At 65.7% G+C, this 13,693-nt stretch carries 15 protein-coding genes; 14 read left to right on the forward strand and 1 reads right to left on the reverse strand.

Translation table 11 applies throughout. The annotated features are described in order from the left end of the window. Window positions 1–300 precede the first annotated feature (300 nt). From VN706_07750 to VN706_07790, 9 genes are all read left to right on the forward strand, one after another. A complete protein-coding gene (locus VN706_07750; protein ID HXT15510.1) occupies window positions 301–675 on the forward strand; it encodes a YraN family protein in 375 nt (124 codons plus the stop codon). Between the two features lie 111 nt (window positions 676–786). Then, window positions 787–1,833, forward strand: a complete 1,047-nt coding sequence (gene recA / locus VN706_07755) for a recombinase RecA (GenBank protein ID HXT15511.1) — start codon at window positions 787–789, stop codon at window positions 1,831–1,833. Window positions 1,834–2,139: 306 nt separating this feature from the next. After that, entirely contained in the window at window positions 2,140–2,649 is a 510-nt protein-coding gene (locus VN706_07760; GenBank protein HXT15512.1) for a regulatory protein RecX, read from the forward strand. A gap of 154 nt (window positions 2,650–2,803) precedes the next feature. Beyond that, window positions 2,804–5,518 (forward strand): alanine--tRNA ligase, encoded by a 2,715-nt coding sequence (alaS, locus tag VN706_07765; protein ID HXT15513.1) that lies wholly within the window; start codon window positions 2,804–2,806, stop codon window positions 5,516–5,518. Next, complete coding sequence (locus tag VN706_07770) at window positions 5,515–5,829, forward strand: hypothetical protein (GenBank protein ID HXT15514.1); 315 nt, start codon at window positions 5,515–5,517, stop codon at window positions 5,827–5,829. Before alaS ends, VN706_07770 begins: the two co-directional genes overlap by 4 nt. Then, window positions 5,826–6,578 (forward strand): CpsB/CapC family capsule biosynthesis tyrosine phosphatase, encoded by a 753-nt coding sequence (locus VN706_07775; GenBank protein HXT15515.1) that lies wholly within the window; start codon window positions 5,826–5,828, stop codon window positions 6,576–6,578. The genes VN706_07770 and VN706_07775 overlap by 4 nt, the downstream gene beginning before the upstream one ends. Before the next feature lie 13 nt (window positions 6,579–6,591). After that, on the forward strand, window positions 6,592–7,164 hold the full coding sequence (locus VN706_07780; GenBank protein HXT15516.1) for an SIS domain-containing protein: 573 nt from the start codon (window positions 6,592–6,594) through the stop codon (window positions 7,162–7,164). Further along, entirely contained in the window at window positions 7,161–7,919 is a 759-nt protein-coding gene (locus tag VN706_07785) for an SDR family oxidoreductase (protein ID HXT15517.1), read from the forward strand. Before VN706_07780 ends, VN706_07785 begins: the two co-directional genes overlap by 4 nt. Further along, entirely contained in the window at window positions 7,916–8,887 is a 972-nt protein-coding gene (locus VN706_07790; protein ID HXT15518.1) for an asparaginase, read from the forward strand. The genes VN706_07785 and VN706_07790 overlap by 4 nt, the downstream gene beginning before the upstream one ends. Here the strand turns inward: VN706_07790 and VN706_07795 are convergent. Further along, a complete protein-coding gene (locus VN706_07795) occupies window positions 8,884–9,306 on the reverse strand; it encodes a hypothetical protein (protein HXT15519.1) in 423 nt (140 codons plus the stop codon). The genes VN706_07790 and VN706_07795 overlap by 4 nt on opposite strands. A 153-nt stretch (window positions 9,307–9,459) precedes the next feature. Here VN706_07795 and VN706_07800 point away from each other — a divergent pair, with 153 nt between their 5' ends. The 5 genes from VN706_07800 to VN706_07820 all read left to right on the forward strand — a co-directional run bounded on the left by VN706_07800 (window position 9,460) and on the right by VN706_07820 (window position 13,641). Further along, entirely contained in the window at window positions 9,460–10,776 is a 1,317-nt protein-coding gene (locus VN706_07800; GenBank protein ID HXT15520.1) for a CCA tRNA nucleotidyltransferase, read from the forward strand. Then, entirely contained in the window at window positions 10,776–11,321 is a 546-nt protein-coding gene (locus tag VN706_07805) for a hypothetical protein (protein ID HXT15521.1), read from the forward strand. The genes VN706_07800 and VN706_07805 overlap by 1 nt, the downstream gene beginning before the upstream one ends. Next, window positions 11,318–12,040 carry a ZIP family metal transporter gene (locus tag VN706_07810; GenBank protein ID HXT15522.1) on the forward strand — a complete coding sequence of 241 codons (723 nt, stop codon included), beginning with the start codon at window positions 11,318–11,320 and terminating at the stop codon, window positions 12,038–12,040. Before VN706_07805 ends, VN706_07810 begins: the two co-directional genes overlap by 4 nt. A 246-nt stretch (window positions 12,041–12,286) precedes the next feature. Further along, the gene (locus VN706_07815) at window positions 12,287–13,147 is read left to right on the forward strand and encodes an AAA family ATPase (protein ID HXT15523.1); all 861 of its coding nucleotides are present in this window, start codon (window positions 12,287–12,289) and stop codon (window positions 13,145–13,147) included. Beyond that, a complete protein-coding gene (locus tag VN706_07820) occupies window positions 13,135–13,641 on the forward strand; it encodes a hypothetical protein (GenBank protein HXT15524.1) in 507 nt (168 codons plus the stop codon). The genes VN706_07815 and VN706_07820 overlap by 13 nt, the downstream gene beginning before the upstream one ends. The last annotated feature ends 52 nt before the right edge of the window (window positions 13,642–13,693 follow it).

Here is a 13,693-nt window from a genome sequence, read left to right on the forward strand (position 1 = left end):
CACGCGGACAACACCAGGAACTACGACACGACCACACCACAACACCAAAAAATCAGAGCAGTGGAGCGTCGTGGGGCTGCAAGAGTGCGTCTCTCTTGCGGCTTTTTTTTTCTGCACTGGTTGTGCTGCGACTTCCGCCGTTACGCCGTTTCTGGTGTCGTCCGCGTGAGCCCGTGCCGTGTCCGCGTTCGTCCGCGTGCGCCCTGGTTGTTTCCGCCGTGCCCACCGACGCGCAATGATTTGGTTCGCGGTGCGCTGCTTCGGTGATGCGTTCGACGATCGCCACGCGAGATTCGCCCCATGTCAGCGGCCAGGCAGCAATTCGGAGAGCTGGGCGAGCGGATCGCGGAGCGGTGGCTTCGGCGTCAGGGCTGGCGCGTGGTACAGCGCCGGTTCCGGAACGGCCACCGCGACATCGATCTCGTGGTCGAACGGGAAGGGACGGTGGCGTTCGTCGAGGTGAAGGCGCGCAAGGGCAACTCGTTCGGGGATCCGGTCGAGGCCGTCAACTGGACCAAGCAGCGTGAATTGGTCCGGTCGGCGTCGGTCTGGATCGACCGCCACGGGCGCCCGAGCGAGGTCTACCGCTTCGACGTGGTCGGGGTGCTGGTCGAAGGCGAACGCGTGCGTATTCGACACGTCCCGAACGCATTTTCACTTCCAATTTCGGCTTGAATAAGAGACGGGGGTTTCGTATTTTATTCGGGTATCGAAGCGACCGCTTTCCCGGTACGATTACGCTGCACGGCCAGAGCGGACTACAACTAACCGAGAGGATGTGAGATAATGGCTGTGTCGACCTTGCAGGACGACAAGAAAAAGGCGTTGAACCTCGCCATCGCGCAGATCGAAAAGAGCTGCGGCAAAGGTTCGATCATGCGTCTGGGCGCGGACAACAAGGTGCGCGTCGAGGCAATTTCGACCGGAGCGATCAATCTCGACGCGGCGATCGGCGTGGGAGGAATCCCGCGGGGTCGCATCACCGAGATCTACGGGCCGGAATCGAGCGGCAAGACGACGCTGTGCTTGCACGTCGTCGCGAACGCTCAACGGAACGGTGGGGTTGCGGCGTACATCGACGCGGAGCATGCGCTCGATACGGAGTATGCAAGAAAGCTGGGTGTCGACGTTGAAGCGATGTTGATCTCCCAGCCGGACACCGGCGAGCAGGCGCTCGAGATCTGCGAGATCCTGGTGCGTTCGGGAGCGGTGGATGTCGTCGTCATCGACTCGGTCGCGGCTCTGGTGCCGAAGGCCGAAATCGAAGGCGACATGGGTGATTCGCACGTCGGGTTGCAGGCGCGCCTCATGAGTCAGGCGCTGCGCAAGCTGACGGGCTCCATCGCCCGGTCGAAGACGTCGGTCGTGTTCATCAATCAGTTGCGTGAGAAGATCGGCGTCATGTTCGGCAATCCCGAAACGACGACCGGTGGCAAGGCCTTGAAGTTTTACGCGTCGGTGCGGCTCGACATTCGCCGCATCGGCCCGGTGAAGGACAAGGAGGACGTGGTGGGTTCGCACGTCCGCGTGAAGGTGGTGAAGAACAAGGTGGCCGCGCCGTTCAAGCAGGCCGAGTTCGACATCATGTACGCGGAGGGGATCAGCCACGCGAGTCTGGTGTTGGACATCGCGTCGGAGGCGGGGATCATCGACAAGTCCGGCGCGTGGTACAGCTACAACGGTCAGAAGATTGGACAGGGCCGGGAGAACGCGAAGTTGTATCTCAAGGATACGCCGGCGCTCATGTCCGAAGTCGAAGAGAAGGTGAAGGCGCTCCTGGGCGTCGGACCGCGCGAGGTGATTGGCGGCGACATCGAGGCGATCGACGAGTAAGGCAGGAACGGCACGAACGCGGTCGAGCGATCGAACAGCGATACACCGGCAGAGAAATGGGCCGGGGAGAAGTAGGCTTGCGACGTTGGGACCCGGAAACTCCCTACGGAACAAGTCTGCGGCTCCCCGGTCTTTCTTTTGGCATCGCTTTCGTTACAGAGGCGGAGTGAGGTCAGGCCGGCGCTCTGCGCCGATGGTTTGGCCGCGACGACCGCCTCGCGATGGTGCGACCGCGCCACAGGCGCGGTGGCGGAGCCGGGCTTCGCCCGGTGGTTACACCATCGACCCGCAACGCCGGCAACACCGATGACAAAACCTTCCCGCTCGACATACGATCGTGCGCTCGACATGCTCGAAGCCCGCGCCCGCGGCGTTGCCGAGCTAAGGCGTCTGCTCATTCGAAAAGGTGAGCCGGCGGCGGACGTCGACGCCGCGATCGAACGATTGCGCGCATCGGGACTGCTCGACGACGCCAACTTCGCGCGACAGCTCACGCGTTCCAAAGCGCTCGGCGCCGGACTCTCGCGGCGGCGTATTCAGCAGGAGCTCGCGAAGCGCGGTGTCGCGCGCGACGTCTCCGACGAGGCGGTCGCGCAGGTATTCGAGGACGAGGCCATCGATGAGGATGCGTCGATTGAAAAGGTCGCGCGCAAGAAGTTGCGCATGCTCACGAAGGTGGACGAGGCGACGCGGCGGCGGCGGCTGTACGCATTTCTTGCTCGACGCGGCTATGACAGCGACGACATTCAGCGGGTGCTTGCGCGGCTGACAGACGAGACGGCCGCGGTTGAACACGAGCACCACGACACGATCTGACAGAATCTGACAAGGACAGTCGCTTCGCGCGCGAGAATCAGATGGCTTCGCGGAGCAAACAGATCTTGTCAGATTTTGTCAGATCTTCTCGTTCTGCACCGTTGGCGCCCCCGCCCGGGGCGGAATAACTCGCCCGCTGGGGCTATATTCGAGTATGCTCGCCTCCGAGATCCGCTCGCGCTTTCTCAACTACTTCGAACGCAACGGACACGTCATCCGTCCGAGCTCGTCGCTCGTGCCGGGAGACGATCCGACGCTGCTGTTCACGAACGCCGGCATGGTCCAGTTCAAGAAGGTCTTCCTGGGCATGGAAGACCCGCCCGAGGGAAAGCGCCGAGCGACAACCTCGCAGAAATGTGTGCGCGCGGGCGGCAAGCACAACGATCTCGAGCAGGTCGGCCACACCGCCCGGCACTGCACCTTCTTCGAGATGCTCGGCAACTTCTCCTTCGGCGACTACTTCAAGCGCGACGCGATCACGTTCGCGTGGCAGTTCGTCACCGAGGAACTGAAGCTCGACAAGTCGCTGCTGCGCGTCAGCGTCCACCATTCGGACGATGAAGCGCGCGCCCTGTGGCGCGAAATTGCCGGGCTGCCCGATTCGCGCATCTACAGCCTTGGCGACAAGGACAATTTCTGGCAGATGGCCGACACCGGACCGTGCGGCCCGTGCTCGGAGATCTTCGTCGACATGGCCAAGGTCGTGAAGGATTGGCGCTTTCCGGATGATGCGACCGGCGAGTGGACCGATCTGAACGCCCAGGAGTTTTCGCTCGAGGCGTTCATCGAAGGGTCGGACAAGGATCGGTTCGTCGAGTTCTGGAATCTCGTGTTCATGCAATTCGACAAGCAGCCGGACGGCACGCTGGTTCCGCTGCCGAGGCCGTCGGTCGACACGGGCGCGGGTCTGGAGCGCATGTCTGCCATCACGCAGGGGAGCATGTCGGTGTATCACACCGACCTCTTCGCGCCGATGCTCGACGCTGTCGCGAAGACCGTCGGAACGCCGTACGCGCAGGCGGTCGAGCCGGCGTCGTATCGCGTGCTCGCCGATCACGCGCGGTCGGTCGCGTTCCTGCTCGCCGACGGTGTCTTTCCGTCGAACGAGGGACGCGGGTACGTCCTGCGACGCATCCTCCGCCGCGCCGTGCGCCATGCGTGGCTGCTCGGCCGCAAGGAACCGACGCTGGTCGAGGTCGTGAAAACGGTGATCGACGCGATGGGCGATGCGTATCCCGAGCTGCGCCAACGCGCGCAGCACATCGTCAACACGACGCGAATCGAAGAGCAGAGCTTCCTCGATACGATCGAAGGCGGTCTCACGCGATTCGAGCAGCTCGCGCCGCTGCTGACGGCGGACGGGGGCAGCGAGATTCGCGGCACCATCGACGGCGAGGACGCGTTCCGGCTCTACGACACGTACGGTTTTCCGATCGACCTCACCGAGTTGATGGCCCGTGAGCGTGGTTACGTCGTCGACGTGCCGGGCTTCGAGGCGGCGCTCGACGCACAGCGCAAACGCTCGCAGGAGGACCGGCGGTCGCGGCGCATCGGCGTGGTCGCGGACGATCTCGCCGATCTCGCGGGGTGGGAGACGCCGGCGCCGGACGCGGCGCCGCACGCCTCGTTCGTCGGCTACGACGTGGTGGACATCGAGACGCAAGTCACCGCGATCAAGCATTTGACCGATGGGCGTGTCGCCGTGCTGCTGCGCGAGTCGCCGTTCTATGCGGAATCGGGCGGCCAGATCTCGGACAAGGGCGAGATCATTGGTCAGGGATGGCGCGTCGAAGTCGACGACGTACGCAAGATCGACGGACGTCCGGCCGCGATCGGCACGATGACGGGCACGTTTCAGTTCGGCCATGCGTCGGCGCGCGTCCCGTCGCTGCGCCGGCGCGATACCGAGCGCAATCACACGGCGACGCACCTGCTGCACGCCGCGCTGCGCCAGGTGCTGGGCGAAGCCGTGCACCAGGCGGGCTCGCTCGTCGCGCCCGATCGCCTGCGATTCGACTTTACTCATCACGGTCCTGTCAACCCCGAACGGCTGGTCGAGATCGAGGGGATCGTCAATCGCGAGATCTGGCGGGCCGCGCCGGTCACCTACCGCGAGATGGCGTTCAACGACGCGCGCGCGCTCGGCGCCATGGCGCTGTTCGGCGAGAAGTATGGCGACGTCGTGCGTGTCGTGACGATTCCCGAATTCTCGATGGAGCTTTGCGGCGGCACGCACGTCCGCAACACGGCGGAGATCGGGATCTTCAAGATCGTCGCGGAGACGGGCGTGGCGGCGGGTGTGCGGCGCATCGAAGCGGTGACGGCCGGCGGCGCGTACCAGCTTCTGCGCGGGGAAGAGCAGCGGCTGCATCGTCTCGCCGAACTGCTCAAGACGCCGCTCGACGGCGTGGAGAAGCGCGTGGCCGGGTTGCTCGAGGAGCGGCGCGCGCTCGAGCGGCGGCTCGACGAGGCGATGCGCGGCGGCGGCGACCAGCTTCAGAGTGTGCTCAAGAGCGCGACGGCGATCGGCGGCAACGGCACGCAGCTCGTTACGAGCGTCGTGCGCGCCGGCGACGTTAAAGAACTTCAATCACTCGGCGACGCGGTGCGTGAGAAATTGGGATCGGGCGTCGGCGTGCTCGCCGCCAGCTTCGAGGACGGAAAGAACACGCTGCTCGTCGTCGTGACCGACGATCTGCGCGACCGCGGCGTGCGCGCCGATGCGCTGATCAAGGACATCGCGGCGGCCGCCGGCGGACGTGGCGGCGGGAAGCCGCACATGGCGCAAGCCGGCATTCCCGACGCGTCGCGCTTCGACGACGCGTTCGCGCGCGCGCCGGATCTGGTGCGGAGCGCATTGGGCGCGTGACCGTTTCCGCCTGGCTGCGCGAGCGAACACCGGCGCCGCCCGAGCGGCTGTCGGCTTCGATCGAAGCCGCGCTTGGCGCACGGCTTTCGGCGCCGCGTGCCGAGGTGACGGATGCATGCATCGACGCGGCCGAGGCGTTGCTGCGCGATTTGCTCGCGCGGCCGTCGATGGGACGTGACTCGGCGCTCGATCTGCTGACCGTGGATGCGCTCGTCACCTATGCGTTCGAGGCCGCGGCGGACGATCCAGCGACACTGGATGCGCGCGCGCGAGATGCGGCGCGCCGCCTGGCTGCCGTCACGAACGGATGATCGACATCCACACGCACCTCTTACCGGGCGTCGATGACGGTTCGCCGTCGATCGCCGCCTCGGTGCCGGTGCTCCAGCGCTTCGGCGCCGAGGGCGTGGAGCTGGTCGTGTGCACGCCGCATCTCGATGCGTCGCGCGCGCACGCGGCGCCGCACGATCGATTCAGAGAGATTCTCTCCGATCTTGCGGCGGCGGCGCCCGCCGTGCCGCGATTGGCGATGGGCTGGGAGATCATGCTCGACGTGCCTGGCGCCGACCTTCGCGATCCGAGGCTCGGACTCGACGGTTCGACGGCGCGCCTCGTGGAGTTCGCGCGCGGCGGCATCCCGCCGAACGCCGCGGACGAGCTCGAGCGATTGCGCGATGCGGGCGTCGTTCCGGTCGTGGCGCACCCGGAGCGGTATTGGGGCTGCACGCGCGCGCACGTCGCCGCGTGGCGAAGCGCCGGCGCCCGCATTCAGATGGACGTCACGGCCATCCTCGGCTCGCGGCGCATGAGCAAATTGAGCGAGGAGTTGCTGGCGGACGGTCTCGTCGACTGCTTCGCGAGCGATACCCACGTGGACCATCGGAGTCTCGCCGCGGCCAGGCAGTGGCTCGACGAAGTGGCGCCGGCTGAGGCGGCCGCGCTGCTCACGCGCGACAACGCGCACCGTCTTCTCGCGAATGACGACCCGCTTCCCGTGCCGTCCATCGAGTGCCGCAAGGGCGTCATGGAACGGCTTCGCGAGCTGGTCTTCGGGCACTAATTATAGAACTGATATGTCAGATATTCAATTACACTTCAATCAAGGTCTGCGCGAGCTCGCCGCATTGGCGACCCGCGCCGCCGAAGAGCTCGGCCCCGACCTCGAGCGCGCGCTCGGCATGGTGCGCGACACGGTGGAGCGGGGCGGCACGCTCTTCTTCTGCGGCAACGGCGGCAGCGCGGCCGACGCCCAGCACATGGCGACCGAATATGTCGTACGCTATCAGCGCAATCGCCGCGCATATCCGGCGGTGGCGCTGACGACCGATACTTCGCTGCTCACCGCGGCGGGCAACGATCTCGGCTTCGACCACATTTTTTCGCGGCAGGTCGAGGCGCTCGCCCGGACGGGTGATCTGCTGATCATCCACTCGACGAGTGGCAACTCGCCCAACGTGCTGCGCGCGGCCGAGGCGGCGCGGGCGCGAGGCGTCGGGGTTTTATCGTTCAGCGCGAGAGACGGCGGCGCATTGCGCGCGCTGAGCGATCACAGCGTCATCATTCCGACCGATCGCACCGACCGCGCGCAGGAACTGCATCTGTGCATCGAGCATCTCATCTGCGACTACGTGGAGCGCAGTCTATGATCGGATTGAAGGGAAAGCGCGCCTTGATCACCGGTGGCTCGCGCGGCATCGGCGCGGCGGCGGCGCAACTGTTCGCGGAATACGGCGCGCACGTCGCGATCGGCTATCGCAGCCGCGCGCAGGATGCGGATCGACTTGTCGCCTCACTGCGGAAGGACCATGGCGTGACGGCGTTCGCGCACGCGTCGGACATCTCGACGATGCACGGGGCCGAAGAGCTCGTCGAGAGATCGGCGGCGGCGCTGGGCGGCCTGGACTTCTTCGTCGGCAGCGCCGGCATCTGGCCGTGCGATGACGTGGCGTTGACCGACATGACGGACGTGCAGTGGCGCCGCACGATGGCCGAAAACGTCGATTCGGTCTTCTATACGACACGCGCCGCCATTCGTCGAATGCAGGATAATGGTCGGATCGTGCTGGTATCGAGCACCGCCGGCCAGCGCGGCGAAGCCTTTCACGCCGACTACGCCGCGTCGAAGGGGGCGATGATCTCGTTCGTGAAATCACTCGCGCCCGAGCTGGGCAAGCGCGGCATCACGGTGAACAGCGTCGCGCCCGGATGGGTAGACACCGAGATGTGCGAGCAGCCGTTCTCGAACGGCGGACGCGATCGCATTGCGGCGGGCATTCCGATTGGACGCATCGCCGCGCCGCGCGACATCGCCGGACCGATCGTATTCCTGTGCTCCGATCTCGCGCGCCACATGACCGGCGAGATCGTCAATGTGAACGGCGGCAGCGTGCTCTGCGGATGATCGTTCTTCTTTTTACCGGCGGCACGATCTCCATGCGTCACGACGCCGGCGTGGGGGGCGCGGTGCCCGCGCTGCGCGGCCCCGATCTCGTGGCGCTCGTTCCTGGTTTGGCCGACATCGCCGACCTCGAGGTCGACGACTGGGGCGCGTTTCCCGGACCGCACATGACGGTCGAGCGCATGTGGGCGTTGAGGCAGCGCATCGCGGAGCAGCTCGCGCGACCTGGCGTGGATGGTGTCGTCGTCACGCACGGCACCGACACGCTCGAGGAATCGGCCTATCTCGTCGCGCGATCGGTCGAGAGCGAAAAGCCCGTTGTGTTCACGGGCGCCATGCGTACGTCGAGCGATCTCGGGTGGGACGGTCCCGCCAACCTCGGCGCTGCCGTGCGGGTGGCGGCCGACGAGTATTCGCGCGGCGTGGGCGTCGTCGTCGTGATGTCGGATCGCATCTACGCGGCGATCGACGTCACGAAGGTGCACACGCACATGCTCGACGCGTTCGACAGCCCGGGACTTGGACCGTTGGGCGTCATCGACGACGGTTCGGTGATCTTTCGCCGTGCGCTGCCCGCGCCGGTTCCCGTATTGACGCCGGCCGCGCCGGCGACGCCCGTGGACGTCGTTTATGCATTCGCCGGCGCCGACTCGCGTCTGCTCGATGCATCGCGCGACGCGGGGAAGGGAGTCGTCATCGCGGCGATGGGTCGCGGAAACGTTCCCCCCGCGATGGTCGACGGCATCGACCGGTGGGTGGCGGAGGACAAGCCGGTCGTCGTCACGTCTCGCGCCTTGCGGGGACGGGTCGGCTGCACCTACGGCTATCCTGGCGGCGGCCGGCGTTTGGCCGAACGCGGCGCCATCTTCGCCGGCTCGCGGCGGCCGCAACAGGCGCGCATCGACGTGATGCTCGCGCTGGGCGCCGGGCTCAGCGTTTCACAGATTCGTGAATTATTAGAGAAGTATTAATTGACGTTCGAGGCCGTCTCGGCGCCGACGGGCTGCCAGACCTCGAAGCAGCGCCAGTCGTACTCGCGGGCGGCGCGGATCTGGTCGGGAAAGCCGAAGCAATCCGTCCAGCCTTCCTGCTCGGCACGCCAGCGGCAGTCCCACGCGAACTCGAACACGCGGGTGCCGGTCGAAGTGTGCACCTGCACGGTGCCGACGAAGTCGGAGCAGCCTGAGCGTCCGTGCACCGCGATGCGTTCCACGGGCAGATGGGGCTCGACTTCGAGCATGTGCGCGATGAGTCGGCGAACCTTCACCGGCGGAGCAAATCCGTCAATCCGGATGAGCTCGGCATCGCCCGTGACGCAGTAACTCAGCACCGCCTTCTTGAACTTCTCGGCGGCCTGGGATGCTTCCAGAAGTTGCTCCAGCTCGGTCAAATAAGCTCCTGATATTTACAGGTCTATGACGCACGAGCGCCGCTTTCGCAATATCGCTATTGGAACATCCAAGTTGTAGTGGCTAGCCATCTTTGGTGCGCTAGATTGATGTCCCGCACGCATCAGATCGCTCAACCGAATTCATCCGCCAACATGCCTCGCTTGTCGCCACCGCCGGCTGTGCTCGAGATCGCCGAGCGATTGGAGAATGCTGGTTTCGAGGCGTGGTGCGTCGGCGGCGCAATTCGCGATGCGCTCCTCGGCCATCCCGATCTCGATTGGGATCTCGCGACGTCGGCGACACCCGATCAGGTGCGTCAGCTCTTCGGTCACAAGCGCACGATTCCGGTCGGCATTGCCTTCGGCACGGTGGGTGTGCTCGACCGCGCCAACACGATGCACGAGGTAACGACGTTTCGCCGCGACGTGCGCACCGACGGCCGTCATGCCGAGGTGGAATTCGGTGTCTCGCTCGAGGACGACCTCGCGCGCCGCGATTTCACGATCAACGCCATCGCGTATTCACCCAAGCGCGACGAGCTGCGCGATCCGTTCGGCGGCCGCGCCGATCTTGCCCGGCGACTCGTGCGTGCCGTCGGCGATCCGGACGCGCGCATGCGCGAGGATCGCCTGCGAGCGTTGCGCGCGATTCGCTTCGCGGCGCGCTTCGACTTCGCGCTGGACCCGGCGACGCTCGTCGCGATCGAAGCGAGCGCGCCGCATCTCGGACGCCTGTCCGCCGAACGCGTGAAGCAGGAGCTCGACAAGACGATGGAGCAGGTGCGCCGCCCGAGCACGGCGTTGCTGCACTGGCGCGAAACCGGGGCCTTTCGCACACTCGTGCCTCAGTTGGCTGACGTCTCCGAACAAACGCTGCGAATCGCGGACTACGCGGCGATGCCCGGCGTTCCGCGACGGCCCGCGAGGCGCGCGATCCGATTCGCGGCGCTCCTGTCAGAGCTCTCCGGCCGCGAGGCCGCGAAGGTGATGACCAACCTTCGCAGCTCGAAGCACGAAATCCACGCCGTCGAAGCGCTTGTCGATCGGTGGCGAAGCTTTGGCGGCGATCTGCGCGATCTGCTCAGCCGCGCCGCACCGCCGAGCGACGCCGAGGTGCGACGGTCGGTGGCGCGAGTCGGACGCCTGCACCTTGGCGCGTTTATGAGGCTCGCGTCGGCGGCATGGTGTGCGGAAGGCGGTGGCGCGCCGGGTCAGGCGGCCGTCGGGTCGTTGTACCGGCGGATGTTGCGCGCCGCATTCGATCAGCCCGTCGACATTGGATCACTGGCGATCGACGGCGATGATTTGCGCGGTGTGGGCATCCAGCCGGGCCCGGCCCTCGGTAAGATTCTCCAGGCGCTGCTCGACGTCGTCATCGACGATCCGGCGCGGAACACGGCGGACTGGCTGTTGCAAGAAGCGAAGCGGCTGCACGAGCAAGCCGGCAGCGGCGATCGCCGCGCGCCGTAATGTCACACGGGAGCGACATGTTCTTTCGCGGGCGACAACCCGAGGCCTCGATCTGGCGGCGATTTCGCGTGAACGCCGACGGATTCACCTTTCGCCATGAAGAGGATTTATACACGGCGCAAGTCGTCGCCAACGCGGAACGAGTCGTGGACCTGTTCTACACACTGACCGAGCACTTGCCGCCGGCTGTGGACGTGGTGATCGACGACTTGCGCAGCGGTCGCTCGTGGAAGGGCGAGGCCGTCGCACTGCCGGACGTGCGGGAAGGAATTGCACGATTGAAGATTCTGCTCGCCCGCTACGGCGGCGCCGAGTTGTCGGTGTACACGCCGGACGATCAGCTGACGCTCGATCCCTATCTCGAGCTCTTCATCTACGCCCGCACCGATCGCTGGCTGTATCTGCTCGAGGGCAAAGGATTGGAGGAGCAGGCGAAGGTCGTGCGCAAGAGCTGGAAGACCAACCGCCAGCATTTCCCGGCGGCGCCCGATCTCGTGAACGCCGTCACCGCGGCGGCCGAACGGTTGGGATTGCAACCGGCGTGACGCGATCGAGCGGAGCGCTACTGTACGGCGTGGCGGCCGCTGGGGCGAACATCGTGGGAGCGATCGCGGTCACGTCGCGCGCCACGTGGAGTCTGCGCGCGCTCGACGCGATGTTGTCGTTCGCCGGCGGCTTTTTGATCTCGGTCTCGCTCGTCGATCTCTTTCCGGATTCGATTCGCGTCGCGGGAGCGATCGCGCCGGTCATCGTGCTCGCGGCGTACGTGCTGGTGCATTTGACGCAGCATACGATCGGCCGGCATTTCCACTTTGGTGAAGAGACGCATCACGTCTCGGAATTGGTGAGCGTGTCGGCGCTCGTTGGATTGTTGATGCACACGTTTGTCGACGGCGTCGCGGTCGCGAGCGGATTGATGGTCAGCAACGGACTGGGCGCATTGGTGTTCGTCGCCGTGCTGCTGCACAAGTTTCCCGAAGGGCTCGCGATCTCGAGCCTTTTCATGGCGGCGGGTGCGGGACGTCGCAAGGCGCTGATCGCGGCCGCGATGCTCGGGCTGTCGACGATCGCGGGCGTGCTGATCACGAATCAATTGTCGTTCTTGCAGCGGTACGGGCTCGCGATCTCGGCCGGCGTCACCCTGTACGTTGGCGCGTCGAACCTGGTGCCGGAGTTTCAGGATCGGCCTGGCCTTCGCATTCCGTTGAGCTTCGTGGCGGGGTGCGGCCTCTATTTCGCCGCGCGGAGCTTCGCGGCGGTCTAGTTGTAGAGCAAGCGTGCATTGTCACCGCGAGCGAAGACGCGCCGCGCCTGGCATGAGTCTCATCCCGAGCGGAGGCGCGAAGCGCCTGGCAATGAGTGTCATCCCGAGCGGAGGCGCGAAGCGCCGCAGTCGAGGGACCCCCGTCCCGGCGGAGTAGGCATACGCGGCGCTCCGCTGAGAAAGGGGTCTTTCGCGACGCTGCGCTATGCTCAGGATGACAACGACGTTTCTCGCTAGCTTTTCTTCATGGCCGAGAGACGCAAGCGCGTAGACGAAGAGTTCGGGGGACCGCACGGCACCGGTTCGTTGTTCGAGCCGACGATGCCCCAGCCGCTCGCGGCACGCATGCGGCCGCGCGCGCTCGACGAAATCGTCGGCCAGCGGCATCTCCTGGCGCCGGGCAAACCGTTGCGCGACGCGATCGAGAAGGGAACGGTCGGCTCGATGATTTTCTGGGGCCCGCCGGGTACCGGCAAGACGACGATCGCGCGGGTCATCGCACAGTATACCGATCGCGAGTTCGTGCCGTTTTCGGCGGTGACGGAAGGTGTGCCGCGCGTGCGCGAGATCGTCGCTGAAGCGGAAGGACGGCGGCGTCTCGGGCGCGGCACCATTCTCTTTGCCGACGAGATTCATCGCTTCAACAAGGCGCAGCAGGACGCGTTTCTGCCGCACGTCGAAGCGGGGACGATCACGTTGATCGGCGCGACGACGGACAATCCCTCGTTCGAGATCAACGGCGCATTGCTGTCGCGGGTGCGCGTGTTCGTATTGCAGCCGCTGACGGCCGACGACGTTCGCGCGCTCATCAACCGCGCGCTCGGCGACAGCGAGCGTGGGTTGGGCGACTGGAACCTCGAGGTCGACACCGACGCGCTCGAACTACTCTCGACCGAAGCGGACGGCGACGCGCGGCGCGCGCTGACGATTCTCGAAGCGGCGGCGGAGCACGTCGGACGCAACGGGCGCGTCACCGTCGAAGTGGCGCGCGACGCACTGCAGCTTCGCTTCGCGCGCTACGACAAGGGCGGCGAAGAGACGTACAACATGCTCAGCGCGTTTCATAAAAGCCTCCACAGGCCGCGCTGTACTGGATGGCGCGGATGATCGAGGGCGGCGCGGACCCGATGATCATGTTTCGCCGCGCGTTGGCGATGGCCGCGGAGGACATCGGCCTTGCCGATCCCGAGGCGCTCAAGCTCGCCGTGGCGGCGCGTGAGGCGTATCACATGCTCGGACCGCCGGAGGGATTTCTGCCGCTGGCCGAGATGATCGTGTATCTGGCGACGGCGCCCAAGTCGAACAGCGCGAAGACGGCTTTACACGCGGCGCTCGACGCGGCGCAGAAATTCCCGGCCGAGGCGGTGCCGCTGCACATCCGGAACGCGCCGACGAAGCTGATGAAGGAACTGGGCTATCATGAGGGGTATCAGTACGCGCACGACGTGCCCGAGGCATACATCCCGCAAGAGTATTTGCCCGCGCGGCTCCAGGGTTCGCGCTTTTACGAGCCGGGCACGTTCGGGTTCGAGAAGGAGATCGCGAAGCGGCTGGCGTGGTGGGAAGAGTTGAAGCGAAAAGCGAGCGGGCAAACGGAGTGAATGCACGGCTGGTGGCAGCTACGAGACGGTACTGGGGAACTCTGGGAGGGAG

This window comes from Gemmatimonadaceae bacterium (assembly GCA_035606695.1).
Lineage (GTDB): Bacteria > Gemmatimonadota > Gemmatimonadetes > Gemmatimonadales > Gemmatimonadaceae > JAQBQB01.

Coding starts and splice junctions, on each gene's coding strand:
- alaS (HXT15513.1), top strand. CDS start 2,804: ATGCTCGCCTCCGAGATCCGCTCGCGCTTTCTCAACTACTTCGAACGC.
- VN706_07790 (HXT15518.1), top strand. CDS start 7,916: ATGATCGTTCTTCTTTTTACCGGCGGCACGATCTCCATGCGTCACGAC.
- VN706_07750 (HXT15510.1), top strand. CDS start 301: ATGTCAGCGGCCAGGCAGCAATTCGGAGAGCTGGGCGAGCGGATCGCG.
- VN706_07780 (HXT15516.1), top strand. CDS start 6,592: ATGTCAGATATTCAATTACACTTCAATCAAGGTCTGCGCGAGCTCGCC.
- VN706_07775 (HXT15515.1), top strand. CDS start 5,826: ATGATCGACATCCACACGCACCTCTTACCGGGCGTCGATGACGGTTCG.
- VN706_07815 (HXT15523.1), top strand. CDS start 12,287: ATGGCCGAGAGACGCAAGCGCGTAGACGAAGAGTTCGGGGGACCGCAC.
- VN706_07760 (HXT15512.1), top strand. CDS start 2,140: ATGACAAAACCTTCCCGCTCGACATACGATCGTGCGCTCGACATGCTC.
- recA (HXT15511.1), top strand. CDS start 787: ATGGCTGTGTCGACCTTGCAGGACGACAAGAAAAAGGCGTTGAACCTC.
- VN706_07800 (HXT15520.1), top strand. CDS start 9,460: ATGCCTCGCTTGTCGCCACCGCCGGCTGTGCTCGAGATCGCCGAGCGA.
- VN706_07805 (HXT15521.1), top strand. CDS start 10,776: ATGTCACACGGGAGCGACATGTTCTTTCGCGGGCGACAACCCGAGGCC.
- VN706_07820 (HXT15524.1), top strand. CDS start 13,135: ATGGCGCGGATGATCGAGGGCGGCGCGGACCCGATGATCATGTTTCGC.
- VN706_07785 (HXT15517.1), top strand. CDS start 7,161: ATGATCGGATTGAAGGGAAAGCGCGCCTTGATCACCGGTGGCTCGCGC.